This is a genomic window from Pseudonocardia hydrocarbonoxydans (assembly GCF_006539565.1).
Classification (GTDB): domain Bacteria; phylum Actinomycetota; class Actinomycetes; order Mycobacteriales; family Pseudonocardiaceae; genus Pseudonocardia; species Pseudonocardia hydrocarbonoxydans.
Window position 1 is genome coordinate 38,660 of sequence record NZ_BJNG01000042.1, and the last position, 14,150, is coordinate 52,809.

Consider the following 14,150-nt stretch of genomic DNA (forward strand, 5'->3'; position numbering starts at 1 on the left):
CGGAACACCACCCGGTCGTGGCTCGTTGAAGGTGCAACCGAGACCGGAAGGGACGGACCCCGCATGAACGGCCTCAGGACCGCGCTGCTGCTCGGCGGGATGGGCGGTCTGCTCCTGCTCGTCGGGTCGATGTTCGGCCGCACCGGGCTGCTGGTCGCCGTCGTCGCCGCGTTCGCGATCAACGGATGGGCCTACTTCCACTCCGACAAGGTGGCGCTGCGCGCGATGCACGCGCGGCCCGTCACCGAGGCGGAGCACCCGGTGATGTACCGGATCGTCCGCGAGCTCTCCCGCGCCGCCCGCATGCCGATGCCGCGGCTCTACATCTCCCCGACCGCAGCGCCCAACGCGTTCGCCACCGGCCGCAGCCCGCGCCACGCCGCGGTCTGCGCCACCACCGGCCTGCTCGACCTCCTCGACGAGCGCGAGCTGCGGGCCGTGCTGGGCCACGAGCTCTCGCACGTGTACAACCGCGACATCCTGATCTCGTCGGTGGCCGGGGCGCTCGCCACCGCGATCGGCTTCCTGGCGAACCTGGCGATGTTCTCCAGTCTCTTCGGCGGGGGCGACGACGACCGCCCCAACCCGGTCGCGATGCTGCTGATCGCCCTGCTCGCCCCGGTGGCCGCGGGGCTGGTGCAGATGGCGGTGAGCCGGTCGCGGGAGTACCAGGCCGACGCGAGCGGCGCGGCGCTGACCGGCGACCCGCTCGCGCTGGCGTCGGCCCTGCGCAAGCTGGCGGTCGGCACCCAGCTCGCCCCGCTGCCGCCCGACCCGCAGCTCACCGCGCAGTCGCACCTGATGATCGCCGGCCCGTTCCGGGCGGGGGAGCACCTGGCCCGGCTGTTCGCCACCCACCCGCCGATGGCCGACCGCATCAGGCGGCTGGAGGAGATGGGCCTGCACCGGCACTGATCACGAACCCGCCGGGGCGGACTCCGGGGCCGGGAAGAGCCGCGTCAGCCACTCCTGCCACGCCGTCGTGAGCGCCCCGGCGTCGACCGGCTCGCCGTAGAAGTAGTGGTACGCGCTGACCCCGCACCCCTGCTCGCCCTCCACGCCGATGCGGTGCAGCCCGTGCGCGGAGCGGACGCCGAGGAACTCCGGGCTCGCGACGTCGACCACCCCGGTGACCGCGGGCGGCCCGTCGGGAGCGAGCGTCACCTCGTCGCCGACGGCCGGGTGCCGGTCGAGCCGCAGCGCCGCGTGCAGCATCGGCCAGACGTCCGCGGGCCGGCCGGGCGTGAACGTCATCACCAGCGCGTTGCGCACCGGCTGCCCGGCGAAGTGGGCCAGGTAGGTGCGCAGGTTGCCGAAGAACAGGTCCCAGCCCCGGTCGAAGCCGTCGTACTCCTGCTCCCAGCCCTCGTCGGTGAACCCGCTCTGGACGAAGCGCAGCACGGTGCCGCCCCCGTCGCGGCCCTCGACGAGGAACTCGAACGCGTAGTCGGCGCCCTGCTCGGGGGGCCCGGCCGAGCCGTAGGCGAACCGCTTGCCGGGCTCCCACGCCGTCACGCGGCCGGTGGCCCCGGCGCCGCTGCCGAAGTCGGCCGAGACGGCGCCGCCCTCGCGCGGTTCCACGCTGTGCGGCACGAACCAGGTCGAGATGCCGGGGCCGGTGGCGATGGCCTCCCAGACCTGCTCGGGGCTCGCGTCGAGCTCGACGGACCTCTCCAGGCGGCGGTCGTTCACGGGCTGTCTCCGATCATGGGATGGACGGCGACGACGATCCGGTGCGGCCGGCCGTCGGGTGCGCCGTCGTCGTGGTATCTGCCGACCAGTGCGGTGACGGCGGTGGCGAGCTCCTCGGCGAACGCGGCCCGGTCGGCGGCGGAGGCGAAGCGGACCTCGCCGTCGATCGCGAGGGTGGCCAGGCGCTTGTCGGCCCTCCTGGCCCCGGCGATCAGCTCGCCGACCTCGCGGACGGTCCGCGCGGCGACGGCCACGAGCCAGCGGGCGGAGAGCCGGTCGGGGGAGCGGCGGGGGTCGGGCGCCATCGCGCCCAGCGTCGAGGGGGAGATGACGAAGCTGGCGGCGGTCGCCCGCATCACCCGCTCGGTCATGTTGCCCCGCCGCCGCTCCTCCACCAGCTCGACGAGCCCGTGCTCCTCCAGCGTGCGCAGGTGGTAGTTGACCTTCTGGCGGCTCAGGCCGACGGCCGCGGCCAGCGTCGTCGCCGATCCCGGCTCGACGAGCGCGGCGAGCAGCCGGGCGCGGATCGGGTCGAGGGAGACACCGGCCGCGGCCGGGTCGTCGATGACGGTGAGCTCCTGCACCGCGAGAACGTCCCACCGACAAGAAAAGTTGTCAAGGAGTCCGGCCGAACCGCCCGAGCAGCTCCGCCTGCGCGCCGCTGCCGGCCGGCACCTCGACGCGCGGCCCGATCACGCCGATCCGCTGGTAGAGCGCCTCGGTCTCCTCGACGTACCAGGCCAGCAGCGCCTCGACGACCTCCCCGTCGAGCGTCTCGTCGGTGCCCAGCGCGCGGGCGAGGTCCCAGGCGTGGACGAGGTGGTCGGCGGAGAGTTGCAGCACGTACTCGCTCGCGGGCCGGTCGCCGAACGACAGGTGCGCCGTGCCCTCCACCGCGCCCTCGGCGAGGACGGCGGCGAGCGCGGCGGCCGCGGCCTCGTCGTAGGTGCCCACGGGGTCGGGGCCAAGCAGATCACCGTCGAAGCGGTCGCCGACCTCCTCGACCGTCGCGCCGCCGAGCAGCAGCGGGGTCCACCGCTCCTCGTTGACGAGGTGGTTGACCAGCTCGCGCACGTCCCAGCCGGGGTTGACGGTGGGTGCGTCCCACCGGCCGTCGACGGCGTGCACGCGCTCGCCGAACGCTGCGCTGCACCGGGTGTAGATCTCGCGGACGTCCATGCGCCGATTGTGCGACGGGCCCGCGCCCCTGTCGTCGTCCATCCGGGATCCCCCGCTGGTGCATGCTGTCCTCGCCCGGTGATCACCGGCCCGGCGCCACCCACGGATCGGCGACCCGGTGGATCGCTGAGGCCCCTTCGTCCGTCGCGCGGACCGCCGGAGCACCCCGCTCCGCCGCCCACCCGACGCACGACACCGGAGGACCCTCGTGACGACCACGTTCGACCACACCGTCATCGCCGCGCGCGACCGCACCGGGTCGGCGCGCTTCTACCGCGACCTGTTCGAGCTGGCCGAGGCCCCGTCCTGGGGCCCGTTCACCAACGTCCTGCTCGACGACGGCGTGCTGCTGCGGTTCGCCGAGCCGCCCGTGCAGATCCAGATGCAGCACTACGCGTTCCTTGCCGACGACGAGCTGTTCGACCGCGCCTACGTCCGCCTGGTCGACGGCGGTGTCGAGCACCGGGTCGACCCGCAGCTCACCCGGCCCGGCGAGACGAACACCGAGCACAGCCTGAAGATGATCACCCGGCCGTACCTCTGACGGAGCCGGCCAGCACCGTGGCGGCCAGCGCCGTGCGGTGGTCCTTGGCCCACGGCGGGCCGAGGACCGCCCGCGGGCCGCGCAGCACCTCGTCGGCCCGGTCGCCCAGCAGGTCCGCGGCGCGGCGCTCGGCGTCGGCGTCGTAGAGGTGGACCTCCCACCCGCGGTCGCGGGCGAGGTCGTCGAGCACCTGCCGGTACATGACGGAGTCGGCCCGGGCCTCGTAGGGCACGCGGCGCAGGGTCGCGATGTCGGTCGGGAAGTCGGGTGACCAGGCCCGCAGCGACAGCGACACGACCGGGCCCACCGCCGCGGCGAGGTCGTCGAGCGCGGCGGCGCCCGCCCGCACGGCCGAGGCCCGGACGCGGGCGACGAGCGCCGCCGCGCCCGCGTCGTCCAGATGGGCGCCCTCGTGGTGGATCGGGGCGGTCGGCACGCCGGGCTCGACCAGCTCGATCCGCCGCCGGTCGACGACCCGGTGGCCGGCCCCGGCCGTCACCACCACCGCCCAGCCGAGGTGGTGGGCGACGCCGACTCGCACGGCTACCGCTCGTCGGTGAACTGCATCTGAGCAGGCACGATGCCGAGAATATCCCAGTGATCCGGCGTTGCGTGGTGTGGTGTGACGCGGGGTGTCGACCGGTGTCGGCACTGTTCTGTACCGGATCTGTGCCGCCCTTCCTCGTGGCTCGCTCGGGGAATGGGCGCAACTCGGTGCTCCGTGCGGTGTAACGGCGCCGCTGAGGGCGCCGAAGTGACCGGCAGGGATGGACGGCCTCAGCGGAGGGGGAGCGGCGTTGTCTGATCGCGTTGGACACTCGGTGAACTGGGGTCCGGTCACGACCCATCACGCACGCGAGAAGATGATCATTCGTCCGTTCCTCTCCGTGCGTTCCTGGATGATCGTCACCGCTGCCCTTCTGGTGCTGGCGGCCGTACTCGCCATCACGAACGGTTCAAGCGCCGGGGGGCCTGTCTTCGTGGCGGCCGTGATTTCTGCGTGTGTCGTGTCCCGGTCTGCGCACAAGTGGCGGGAGTACAACGACGCGGTGGCCGCCAACAAGGCCAAGGCCAAGCGGGCGGAGGAGGACGAGCAGGATCGAGCGCTCTACCGCAGGTGGCTGCGCGAGCAGGCGGGCAAGGACCCTGAGTAGAGAGTCGGATCGACCGGGTCATCGCTCGGCCGGAATTCGCGTGCGGACAGGGGGACCGCTCCGATGCGAACGCGCGTCCGGCGATCGGAATGCCACCGCGGCGGGTCGTCTGTGCTGCTCCCCGTGTCGCGGCGTGCGGGCGGCTAGTGCGATTCGTGACGCGCTGCGCAGGCTCGCGTGACGACCGAACCTGTCGATCCGCTGCGCGGTCTGCGGACGTGACCACACCGTCCTTCGACGCCGACGCCGACGCCGACGCCGACGCCGACGCCGACGCCGACGCCGACGCCGACGCCGACGCCGACGCCGTCATCGCCGGTCTATGTGCGGACCCGATCCGCGCATCCGACGTCCGCACCCATATGCCGGCAGCCCCCGGTCTCTACGCGTGGTGGGCGAGCCCTGCGGTACTCCCGACGCTGTGCGGCCCGCCTCATCCATCGGCCACGGATCTCCGGCTGCTCTACGTCGGCATCGCGACCAGGCTCCGGACCCGGATCGCCTCCAACCATTTGGGCCGGACCGGCGGCTCGACTCTGCGCCGCACGCTGGCCGGCCTCCTCCTCGATGAGGAGCAGTACCGCACCCGCTGGACGGACCGCGTGGTCCTGGTCGACGTCGACGAGCGGCGGCTGACGGACTGGATGGTCGCGCACCTGCACGTGTCGTGGTGCGAGCACCTGACGCCGCGCGACGCCGAGGAATCGATCATCCAGGTGCTGCGGCCGCCGCTGAACGTGGATCACGCTTCGGGCCCTGCTCTCGGCATCGTCAAGGCAGCCCGGCGGCACTACTACGGCAGCGCCGGCCCTCGACCGGCTCCGTGAACGACGGCGGACGCGGCACCGGTACGCCCCACGACCGGCCCCGGTGCACCCGCTGTTCATCCGTGGCGACCGGCGACCCGTTCGCCGGGAGGATCTCCGGCACGACTTCGGCACGGTGCTGATCGTCGGGCGCGCGAAGCGTCAGGAGCGTGCAGCCCGCGATGAGCCACACGACTCCGACGATCACCCTCCACGCCGACGTCGGCTACTGGTCGGCCGCGATCGACCAGGCACGCAGACCCGGTCGACTCCGCGCTCCGTTGTACCGAGGTGTACCCGACCCCCCTGCCTGACCGGTTCGGGCAGGTCAGGGCCGGTGGTTCATCGGTAGTTGGTGAACTGCAACGCGATGCCGAAGTCCTTGCTCTTCAGCAGCGCGATGACGGCCTGCAGATCGTCCTTCTTCTTCCCGGTGACGCGCAGCTGGTCGCCCTGGACCTGGGCCTGCACGCCCTTGAACTTCTCGTCACGGATGGCCTTGCTGATCTCCTTGGCCTTGTCCTGCTCGATGCCCTGCAGGATCTTGCCGTTGACCTTGTAGACCTTGCCCGAGATCGCCGGCTCGCCCGCCTCGAACGCCTTCATGGAGATGCTGCGCTTGACCAGCTTCTCCTTGAACACCTCGACGGCCGCCAGCGCCCGCTCCTCGGTCTCGGACTCGATCGTCAGCGCCTCCTCGCCCGCCCACGCGATGGAGGTGTTGGTGCCGCGGAAGTCGAAGCGCTGCGAGAGCTCCTTCGCGGCCTGGTTGAGGGCGTTGTCGACCTCCTGCCGGTCGACCTTGCTCACGACGTCGAACGACGGGTCTGCCATGCGGTCCTCCTGATCGCCGGGGCCGGGAGCGAACCCGGTTTCCGGCTGTCGTATCCTTCTCCAGCGCTTCGGCGCACCGGGGCAGGTTGCCCGAGTGGCCAAAGGGAGCGGACTGTAAATCCGTCGGCTTAGCCTACGAAGGTTCGAATCCTTCACCTGCCACACCCCGCAGAAGCGGCCCCTGACCAGCAACAACACGGTCAGGGGCCGCTTCTGCGTCTGTCCGGCTGTGTCCGGCTCCAGACGGCTGTATACGGCCATCCACGGACGCATCACGGACGCGATCATGAACTCCCCTGCCTCAGCGCGTCCTCGACCCGGCGCCGGACCGTTGCATCCTGACCGGAGATGCACTTGGCGTAGACCCGGAGCAGGACGTCCACGCTGTGCCCCGCCCACGCGCCCACCTGGGGCGCCGGAACCCCACCGTTGAGCCACGTCGACACCGCGGCGTGCCGGAGGTCGTAGGGTCGGCGAGCCAACGGAGAGGCCGCCTCCTCCGCGCTCAGCGCAGCAGCACGAGCGACCGCCCAGCGCCGGCCGTACAGGCTCTCCGAGAGTGGGCCACCCCGCACACCGCGGAACAGCCGGCCATCCGGCGCGGTCCCATGGTCGTCGAGGTGTTGGTGCAGGAGCGCGGTCAACTCCGGGGGAGACGGCACCACCCGCACCTCCTCCATACCCCGGTGCTTCAACTGGCGAGGCTCCCGCCGTGTCCCGGACTCACTCCACGAGCGTCCGGCCGACGGCGCCGACGTGCTCAGGTACAGCTCGCCCCACCCCTTCGACGGCAACGCCAGTGCGTCCTTGCGGAGATCGACCGCTTCCCCGGGCCGGAGCGCGGCGTAGTACATGACCCCGAAGAACGCGACCAGCCGCGGGCCGACCGGTTCCTGTGCCCGCACCGCGTCGAGCAGGGCACGAGCCTGCCCGTGGTTGATCACCACTCGGGGATTCACCGCCTCGGTGACCTTCGGCGCCCGCCACTTGATCGACGCGACCGGATTGCCGGATAGGTGCCCGAGCTCCACCGCGTACTCCACCGCGTTGTAGAAGATCGCCCGCTTCCGCGCCACCGTCGACGCCGCAGCCGGCTTCCCGTCCATCCGCAGCGCTAGGGCGTCGAGGGCCGGCCGCAGCACTCCCGGATCGGCGAGATCCCGTACCGGCCGGGTGTTTGCCGCCACCCACCGCTCAGCCCGCCGATGCACCTCGTCCGGTGGCCCGCTGGCCCGACGCCGCGCGTTGAACGACCACCCGTAGAGCGCCGCGCGCAGCGCCTCAGCACCGGGCCGGCTCTTGACCGACGACAGCAGCGCAGGCGTCACCGTCGCCAGCGAATCCGCGATGCCCTGGCGGCTCTTGCCCGCCGCGTGCGGCCACTTCATGTCCACGTAGGCGCAGGCGTGGTCGTACCAACTCACCGGAGTCTCGGCCGGGCGGTCCCAGGTCATCGGCCGCCCGGTAGCGACCGAGAACGGCTCACCACGCCGGGTCGCGGATACGAGATCGGACCGGAAGCTGTCGGCCATCGCGCGCGTCGGGAAGCTGTCGTGCCACTCCTTGCGACCCACGAGCCAGCGCACCCGGTAGGTGGTGCCGCTTGGCCACACGCGTTTGCTGACACCCCAGACGCGCACGCCGTACGTCGTCGGATCGCCGCTCACGCCGCGTCCGCGAGCGAGGCCAACCAGGCGTCCAGATCATCGCGCCGGACCCGGATCGCGCCGTTCGGGAGCCGCACGCACCGTGGGGCCTTCCCGACCTGCCGCCACTGGTAGAACGTCGACCGCGCCACCTGCAGTTCCTCGCAGAGCTGGTCCACCGTCAGCTGCTCCACGACCGTCCGGGCCACCGTTGCCATGCGCTTCACGCCGCCTCCCCAGCAGTTGCCGAACGATCCGCGGGTGGGTCGCCGGCCAGGGCCTGGGCGGCGGTGTAGTCGGCTTCCCAGCGCTGTCGCTGCGAGATCGCGTGCAGCAGCAGCGCCGGTCTCGTCGGCACATCCGGGTCACCGGGGCGGGTCTTCTCCCACTCGAACGGCCCGTCATCGACGGCGTAGCCGGGACGGACGCCGACCCGGTTGAGGAGTTGCCGAACGAACTCCGCCCGCTCGGCCTGGTGGTCGCCGAGCGTCTTCCCCGACCACTTGCGCGAGACCAGGACACGGCGGCCACCGATGCCGAGGTGCTCGGGCCGGTGCGCTTTGCCCTTGCACTGCCCGGGGACTGCCGTGTGTCTGACCTTCTTCGGCTGCACGCCGTAGAGCAGCCAGATCGGGCACTGCGGCGAACAGGGCGTGCGTTCCAGCTCGGCGACCAGACGGCGACGGTGCTCGCGTTGCCGAACACTCGGGTCCTCCACCAGCCCGGCGGCCTGGGACACGGACTTGGTGAGGTACTTGGTCAGGTAGCCGATGTGGCGGCCGGCCTCCTCCGTTCCGCCGAGGATGCCCTTGACGTGGACCTGCGCCCCGAAAGTCACCGTGTGCCCGGGGGTGAGCAGCACCGCCGGATCGGTGGCCGCGTCCCAGGTGGGCAGCGCGTCGCCGGTCTCGGGGTCGACGAAGCCGTGGGCGTCGTCGTTCCACACCGGGACGCGATCGCCGCGGTAGACCTGCTCGTCGTGGTGGGGCCACCACACCTGGTGGTAGGTCGCGGCGGTGATCGCCCGCAGCTCGGCGCGCGGAATGGAGCCGCGGATGGCGGCGTGGAAGTGCGGTGCCCCGCGCTTCTGCGGCTCGATCGTGCCGAAGTACTGGACCTCCCAGCCGACGCAGCGCCGGGTGTTCTGCCAGAACCGGTCCACGATCTTGGGGAAGTGGATCGCGTCGCGGGCGGCCCGGCGGTAGTCGTAGTCGTCCGGGTCCAGGGCGGCCCCGTCGCCGTCCACCCGCCCGTACGAGTCGAGGGTGAGCGTCAGGAAGGTGGAGGGCCGGTACCTGCCGCCGAACACCTGCCCGAGCGTGCGCTTCTCCACCGGACGGCGGGGGAGGTTCGGGGCGTCCTGCCGCCGCCGGGTCGAGCGCTTCACCGCGGGCCGGTCGGGCGGGTCGAGTGGTTCCAGCCGGCCCGTCACCCCGGCGCGGCGCAGCTCGTCGTCCAGGACGGCGACGGTGTTGCGGATCGCCTCTCGCTCGGTCTCCTCGTCCTCCTCCTGATAGACGGTGTGCAGATCGGCCCGCACGGCCAACAGCTCCTTCTGCGCCTCCGTGGGCGCCGGCCGGTCCGGGATCGGTTCGTGCTCGAGGTGCCAGCCCTCCCGGCACTGCGTCATCCGGGTCCGCCGGCACTTCTCTGCACACGGCCGGCACAGGTCCTCCCGCCGAGCCCCACACGGGACCGGGACAACCTCTACCCGGCCGGTCGTGAGGTCGATCCGCCGCATCGCCAACGGTCGGACACAGACCCCGTGATCCTCCGCGAGCTGCTGCGCGACGTCCCCGGACAGGGACATGAGCGCCTTCTGCGCCCGGCTGAGCTGGTCGTACTCGACCGTCCGGCCCACGACGTCGGTACTGGTGTCGATGGTCATGCGGGGCCTCCGATGGAGTGCAGGACGGGTACGGGCAGCGCGACCGGACCGGCCTGCGCAGGGATGGCCAGCCCGGAGGGGGTGGTGACGAACCGCTCCAGCTCTTTGATCACGTGGTCGGGGACCCAGGCGGAGCGGACGCGCAGGGGTTCGCGGATGCCTTCGCCGAACAGGTAGCCCACCCCGGGCTCGTGCTCCCCGATGCGGTTGGCCCAGGCGCCGCGGTCGTAGGCGTGCTCTCCGAGCACCATCGACACGTGCGACTTGCTCGCGACGCGCAGGCAGATGCGGCGCGGGAACAGCTCCCGGACCGGGACGGTGTCCTTGGTCGGCTCCTGCACGTAGCCGCGGACCGCGTACCCGAGCGCGCGGCCCTGCGTGGTCAGCACGGCAACGCGTTCGACGATCGCTTCCCGGGTCTTGCGGTCCCCGACGTAGCGCACAAGGGCGCCGATCTCGTCGAACTCGACCAGCTCCAACGGGTACTCCCGCGAGATCGGGACGACCCGCTTGTGGGTGGAGAACCGCTCCTTGCGGGCGGTCATCCCGTCGATCAGGTCGTCCAGCAGGGCTAGCGCGTCTTTGGAGGTGGAGGCGTAGCGGTGGAACACCCGCCGCCCGTAGGCCAGCTCCATGCCCTTGGGGTCGATCCCGGACACCCTCACCAGGCCGTCGCGGATGGCGGGGGCCATCGAGATGATCGGCGCCCAGGTCAGCGAGTTCTTCCCCGCACCGGTCGACCCCGCGACGAGGGTGTGGCTGCCCTCGATGGCCTGGAACCAGTCCGTGCCGTACTCGGTGCGGCCGGACCAGACGCGGCGGAAGTCGACCTGCTCCCCGCGCACGCCCCATAGGGCTGGGAGGGGCTGGCAGTCGACCACCGCGGTGAGCCGGTCGTGGCGCTGGAAGTCGATCGATACCAGGTCCGGGCCGAGCTCCCGCACCTGACACCGCGCCACCCCGCGAGCCACCGCGAGGGAGCGGGCCGCGAGGTCGAAGTCCTCGGGAGTCTGCCCGGGAACGAGCCGTACCCGGACCTCGTCCCAGGACCCGCCGGAGCGGACCCCGACCACGCGGGGGGTGCGGCCGGCGCCGGGCTTGACCTTGGGCTGCACCGCCGAGCGGCGGAACGGGTTGACCTGCACGTGGACGCCGGGGTCGCGGTCGGCGACGGTGAGCCCGCAGGCGCGAAGCCAGCGGGGCATCGTGCGGGCGTAGAGCGCCCAGCGCAGCCACCAGGCGCGCAGGTGTCGGCCGGCCCACGGCTCGAACGACTCCCGCCCGAACCAGAACCAGCCGAGCAGCCACACGCCGATGACTCCGCCGGTGATGAGCAGCGACGGCCACCCGAGGAGGTAGCACCAGGCGGCCACGAGGGCGGTGGCGGTGCTGGTGCGCCAGTGCCGCACGATCCGCCGACCCACCCACCACACAGCCTTGGCGGCGAACCACAGCGTCACGAACACGACCGCGATCGCGGCCAAGGCTTCCAGGAGCTGGGTCAGCCACTTCCCAACCTTGTGCAGCACCCACAGCCCGGCCCCGGCACCAAGGGCGAGCAGGACGAGTTGCGCGGAAGTCATCACGCCACCTCCCGAGTGGCGGCCGGGCCGCCGGCCCAGCGCTGGTGTGCGGCCTGCCGGGTGACGCCGAGCCGGGAGGCGATCTCGCCCCACGAGTAGCCCGCCGCCCGGAGACCGGTGACCGCGTCCGTGATCGCGGCGTCCAGGTCGGCCGACAGTGCGGCGAGGTAGGGCAGGGCCTCGACGTCCCCGGCCGCGATCCGGCGCCCGGCAGCCCGGATGACCCGCCCTCCGAACGCGGTGAAGTCAGAGTTCTCCACCACCCGCGGGGTCCGTCCGGCCGTCAAGCGGGCATTGACACGGGATCGGGTGCGGGCGCTCACGCAGCCACCGCCCCGGTCGAGCCGAGCAGCGAGCGCTGCCCAGCGTGCAGTGCGGTTCGCTCGTCGGGGGTCAGACCGGCGGTGACGCCCCAGCGCCGGGCCGGGTCTTCCCCGGCCATCACGTCGACCAGGCACGCTGCGCGGACCGGACACCCCGCACAGACCCGCCGGGCGGCCGTGACGGCGGGGGCGGTCGGGTCGAGGTCGAGCGGGTAGAACACCTCCGGGTCGACGTCCGCGCAGGCCGCGTGGTGGCGCCAGTCGCGCCCGATCAGCGCGCCGAGGTGGGTTGGCGTGGTGGTCATGCCGTCACCCCCAGCTCGGCCCAGTTCGACAGTCCGCCGGCCGCGTCCGAGGTCGGGGTTCGGTCGGCGCGGGCGCGCCAGTCCGCGGCGGTGTCGCGCCAGAACCGGGCCCGGTCCCGCTCCGTGTCACTGGCAAGCAGGGCTGCCTTGCCGTGGAGGCGGTGGTAGCCGGCGCGGTAGGTGAACCGGGCCAGGACCCGCCACCACGCGGCGCGGCGGGCGCAGACCCGGGCGATGGCCAGGGCGCGGTCGGCGTGCTCGACATTGCCGCGGTGGGGCATGGCCACGGCTGCGGCGTAGGCGTCGTCCAGCCCGGCCAGGGCGGTGATGATGTGGGTCGGGATGTCGACGACCGGCCGCCGCGCACCGACGCGGGTGAGGTCGTCGGGTCGGGCGCGGTGGTGTCGATCAGTGATGGTGTGCATCTAGGCTCGTGGTCCTTCCGGGACTCGGATTCCTTGCCAGGGGTTGGAGCTGTGGGAGATCAGGAGGGGAGCCCGGTTGCCGCCGGACTCCCCTCCGCTCGTGCTGGTCAGGCCGCCTCCGATCCCGAGCGCGGCGATGCCTTGCTCGCCGCGGGGGCTCGCATGCCGGTGGCCCGGAAGCTGTAGGCCACGCGGGCGCGGCCGCCGTTCTCGTTCAGGTACGGGGTCACGGTGAGCCCGTCGAACTCCACCGGCCGGAACGGCAGCCCCGCCGCCAGCTCCCCGGGCGGCACCGGCTGCACCGGGGCGGAGATCTTCACCGTCACCGTCTTGGCGTCCTTCCGGGCTTCCGGGTCCGGGTCGAGCACCGACACCGACCACACCAGCTGGCCGGTCTCCTTGTCGGTGGCCTGCACCGGCCGCTCCCGGGTGGAGCGCTCGAAGTCCCGCACCGCCTCCACGTCCCCGACCACGTACGCGCCGTGCGGGAACACGTCCCCGTGGTTGACCTTGAACCTGCCGTTGATCGCCATGAGGCTTCTCCTTGTCTCCGCGGCTTGCATACCACGTATACGTAGTATGGTGGCACGCGGTCGCCAGTCCGCGCAAGTACCCCGTATACGAGGTTGGGCGGAGCACTCGGATGGAGCAGTGGCAATGAGGAAGTACACGAAGCCCGGAGAGCCGGCCTACGTCACGATGGCCGGCCACTTGCGCGAACAGATCCAGTCCGGCGAGCTGCCCTCCGGCGCGAAACTTCCTAGCGAACGAGAGCTGTCACAGGCGTGGGGAGTGAGCGGCATCGTCGCCCGCCAGGCCGTGGCAACACTGCGCAGCGACGGCCTGGTCTACGGCGTTCCCGGGAAGGGCGTCTTCGTCACCGACCGCCCGAATCTCACCCGAGTCGCCCCGGCGCGATACCGCAAAGGCCGTACCGCTCGCACCTTCGTCGACGAGGCGGCATCCGCCGGCCAGACCTCCGACCGCGTCACGAGCACAAGCCAGATTCAGGCCCCCGACGACGTCGCCGAACGGCTCGGCATCGAACCTGGCGCCCAGGTCAGCGACACCGAGTACCTGATCAGCATGGACTCGGTCCCCGTCACCTGGTCGCACGCCTACGAGCCGTTGGAGCTGACTGGCGGTACGGAGATCGAGTGGCCGAACGAGGGGCCGTACGGCCACCTGGGCATCGCCGACCGGTTCGACGTCATCGGCCACCAGGTAATCGAGGTCGAGGAGCAGCTCACCTTCCGCGCTCCTACCGACGCCGAGGCAGCCAAGCTCCAGATCACCGCAGGTGTCGGCGTCATCGAGATCAAGCAGACGTTCCGCACGAGTGAGCGCGCCGTCGAGGTGGCCGACATCGTCTACCCGGCCAACCGCTACCGGTTCATCTACCGGATGCCCGTTCCACAGCAGTGAGCAAGCAGCTCACGAGGGTGTCACCGCAGTTGGCCGGCCGGCCAGCGAGGTGGCACCCTCGTTGCATGAGCGCAGCGCCCGAGCCCGACCACTACATGGTCAGTGAGTTCGGCGAGCCCATCGCGCTCCGACCCGACGGCTGCCCACACTGCGAAGCCGATTTCGTCTCCGTCTACACCAGCCAGTGCTGGCGCTGCGAGCGGACATTCCCACCGCTGACGTTGCCCGACGCTCCTGAACCGGGCACGTGAGTCACAGGAGCGCACGAGCTGATTCGTCGTCATTTCACCGCTCGATGCTGCCGAATCAGTCTCTTTAGGATCAAGGCGCCGCCTCCGGCGGCGCG

General features: G+C 71.8%; 19 protein-coding genes and 1 tRNA gene. 7 read left to right on the forward strand and 13 right to left on the reverse strand.

What is annotated here, in order from left to right; all coding sequences use genetic code 11:
* The first annotated feature begins 63 nt into the window (after window positions 1-63).
* Entirely contained in the window at window positions 64-915 is an 852-nt protein-coding gene (gene htpX, locus PHY01_RS22715; RefSeq protein WP_141281694.1) for a zinc metalloprotease HtpX, read from the forward strand.
* Here the strand turns inward: htpX and PHY01_RS22720 are convergent, their stop codons facing one another.
* The 3 genes from PHY01_RS22720 to PHY01_RS22730 are packed head-to-tail and all read right to left on the reverse strand — an operon-like array spanning window position 916 to window position 2,871.
* Window positions 916-1,692 (reverse strand): SRPBCC family protein, encoded by a 777-nt coding sequence (locus PHY01_RS22720; protein WP_141281696.1) that lies wholly within the window; start codon window positions 1,690-1,692, stop codon window positions 916-918.
* Complete coding sequence (locus tag PHY01_RS22725; protein ID WP_141281698.1) at window positions 1,689-2,276, reverse strand: helix-turn-helix domain-containing protein; 588 nt, start codon at window positions 2,274-2,276, stop codon at window positions 1,689-1,691. Before PHY01_RS22725 ends, PHY01_RS22720 begins: the two co-directional genes overlap by 4 nt.
* A 31-nt stretch (window positions 2,277-2,307) precedes the next feature.
* Window positions 2,308-2,871: a TIGR03086 family metal-binding protein gene (locus PHY01_RS22730; RefSeq protein WP_141281700.1), complete on the reverse strand. Its 564-nt coding sequence runs from the start codon at window positions 2,869-2,871 to the stop codon at window positions 2,308-2,310.
* Between the two features lie 208 nt (window positions 2,872-3,079).
* Between PHY01_RS22730 and PHY01_RS22735 the strand changes: the two genes are divergently transcribed.
* Window positions 3,080-3,415, forward strand: a complete 336-nt coding sequence (locus PHY01_RS22735; RefSeq protein ID WP_141281704.1) for a VOC family protein — start codon at window positions 3,080-3,082, stop codon at window positions 3,413-3,415.
* Here the strand turns inward: PHY01_RS22735 and PHY01_RS22740 are convergent.
* A complete protein-coding gene (locus PHY01_RS22740; protein ID WP_141281706.1) occupies window positions 3,396-3,956 on the reverse strand; it encodes a hypothetical protein in 561 nt (186 codons plus the stop codon). The two genes, PHY01_RS22735 and PHY01_RS22740, sit on opposite strands and share 20 nt — an antisense overlap.
* A gap of 280 nt (window positions 3,957-4,236) precedes the next feature.
* Between PHY01_RS22740 and PHY01_RS22745 the strand changes: the two genes are divergently transcribed.
* Together PHY01_RS22745 and PHY01_RS22750 are read left to right on the forward strand one after the other, a co-directional pair.
* The gene (locus PHY01_RS22745) at window positions 4,237-4,569 is read left to right on the forward strand and encodes a hypothetical protein (RefSeq protein ID WP_141281708.1); all 333 of its coding nucleotides are present in this window, start codon (window positions 4,237-4,239) and stop codon (window positions 4,567-4,569) included.
* A 218-nt stretch (window positions 4,570-4,787) separates the two neighbouring features.
* Window positions 4,788-5,396 carry a GIY-YIG nuclease family protein gene (locus PHY01_RS22750; RefSeq protein WP_141281710.1) on the forward strand — a complete coding sequence of 203 codons (609 nt, stop codon included), beginning with the start codon at window positions 4,788-4,790 and terminating at the stop codon, window positions 5,394-5,396.
* 321 nt (window positions 5,397-5,717) lie between these two features.
* Here PHY01_RS22750 and PHY01_RS22755 read toward each other — a convergent pair whose 3' ends face one another.
* The gene (locus PHY01_RS22755; RefSeq protein ID WP_141281712.1) at window positions 5,718-6,209 is read right to left on the reverse strand and encodes a YajQ family cyclic di-GMP-binding protein; all 492 of its coding nucleotides are present in this window, start codon (window positions 6,207-6,209) and stop codon (window positions 5,718-5,720) included.
* 80 nt (window positions 6,210-6,289) lie between these two features.
* On the opposite strand from PHY01_RS22755, the gene PHY01_RS22760 reads away from it, so the two are divergent.
* Window positions 6,290-6,371: transfer RNA gene (locus PHY01_RS22760), tRNA-Tyr, on the forward strand.
* A gap of 122 nt (window positions 6,372-6,493) precedes the next feature.
* Here PHY01_RS22760 and PHY01_RS22765 read toward each other — a convergent pair.
* The 8 genes from PHY01_RS22765 to PHY01_RS22800 form a co-directional block, all read right to left on the reverse strand.
* Window positions 6,494-7,876 (reverse strand): tyrosine-type recombinase/integrase, encoded by a 1,383-nt coding sequence (locus PHY01_RS22765; protein ID WP_141281714.1) that lies wholly within the window; start codon window positions 7,874-7,876, stop codon window positions 6,494-6,496.
* Window positions 7,873-8,073: a helix-turn-helix transcriptional regulator gene (locus tag PHY01_RS22770; protein ID WP_141281740.1), complete on the reverse strand. Its 201-nt coding sequence runs from the start codon at window positions 8,071-8,073 to the stop codon at window positions 7,873-7,875. Before PHY01_RS22770 ends, PHY01_RS22765 begins: the two co-directional genes overlap by 4 nt.
* 5 nt (window positions 8,074-8,078) lie before the next feature.
* Window positions 8,079-9,743 carry a replication initiator gene (locus PHY01_RS22775; protein WP_141281716.1) on the reverse strand — a complete coding sequence of 555 codons (1,665 nt, stop codon included), beginning with the start codon at window positions 9,741-9,743 and terminating at the stop codon, window positions 8,079-8,081.
* Window positions 9,740-11,326 carry an FtsK/SpoIIIE domain-containing protein gene (locus PHY01_RS22780; RefSeq protein ID WP_141281718.1) on the reverse strand — a complete coding sequence of 529 codons (1,587 nt, stop codon included), beginning with the start codon at window positions 11,324-11,326 and terminating at the stop codon, window positions 9,740-9,742. Before PHY01_RS22780 ends, PHY01_RS22775 begins: the two co-directional genes overlap by 4 nt.
* A complete protein-coding gene (locus tag PHY01_RS22785) occupies window positions 11,326-11,589 on the reverse strand; it encodes a hypothetical protein (protein ID WP_218030292.1) in 264 nt (87 codons plus the stop codon). Before PHY01_RS22785 ends, PHY01_RS22780 begins: the two co-directional genes overlap by 1 nt.
* A gap of 56 nt (window positions 11,590-11,645) precedes the next feature.
* Window positions 11,646-11,954, reverse strand: a complete 309-nt coding sequence (locus tag PHY01_RS22790) for a WhiB family transcriptional regulator (RefSeq protein ID WP_141281722.1) — start codon at window positions 11,952-11,954, stop codon at window positions 11,646-11,648.
* Window positions 11,951-12,379 carry a hypothetical protein gene (locus PHY01_RS22795; RefSeq protein ID WP_141281724.1) on the reverse strand — a complete coding sequence of 143 codons (429 nt, stop codon included), beginning with the start codon at window positions 12,377-12,379 and terminating at the stop codon, window positions 11,951-11,953. Before PHY01_RS22795 ends, PHY01_RS22790 begins: the two co-directional genes overlap by 4 nt.
* 107 nt (window positions 12,380-12,486) lie before the next feature.
* Entirely contained in the window at window positions 12,487-12,912 is a 426-nt protein-coding gene (locus PHY01_RS22800; RefSeq protein ID WP_141281726.1) for a plasmid replication, integration and excision activator, read from the reverse strand.
* Between the two features lie 124 nt (window positions 12,913-13,036).
* Between PHY01_RS22800 and PHY01_RS22805 the strand changes: the two genes are divergently transcribed.
* Both PHY01_RS22805 and PHY01_RS22810 read left to right on the forward strand, forming a co-directional pair.
* Window positions 13,037-13,804 carry a GntR family transcriptional regulator gene (locus PHY01_RS22805; protein WP_218030293.1) on the forward strand — a complete coding sequence of 256 codons (768 nt, stop codon included), beginning with the start codon at window positions 13,037-13,039 and terminating at the stop codon, window positions 13,802-13,804.
* A gap of 65 nt (window positions 13,805-13,869) precedes the next feature.
* Window positions 13,870-14,055, forward strand: a complete 186-nt coding sequence (locus PHY01_RS22810) for a hypothetical protein (RefSeq protein ID WP_141281730.1) — start codon at window positions 13,870-13,872, stop codon at window positions 14,053-14,055.
* Window positions 14,056-14,150 lie beyond the last annotated feature (95 nt).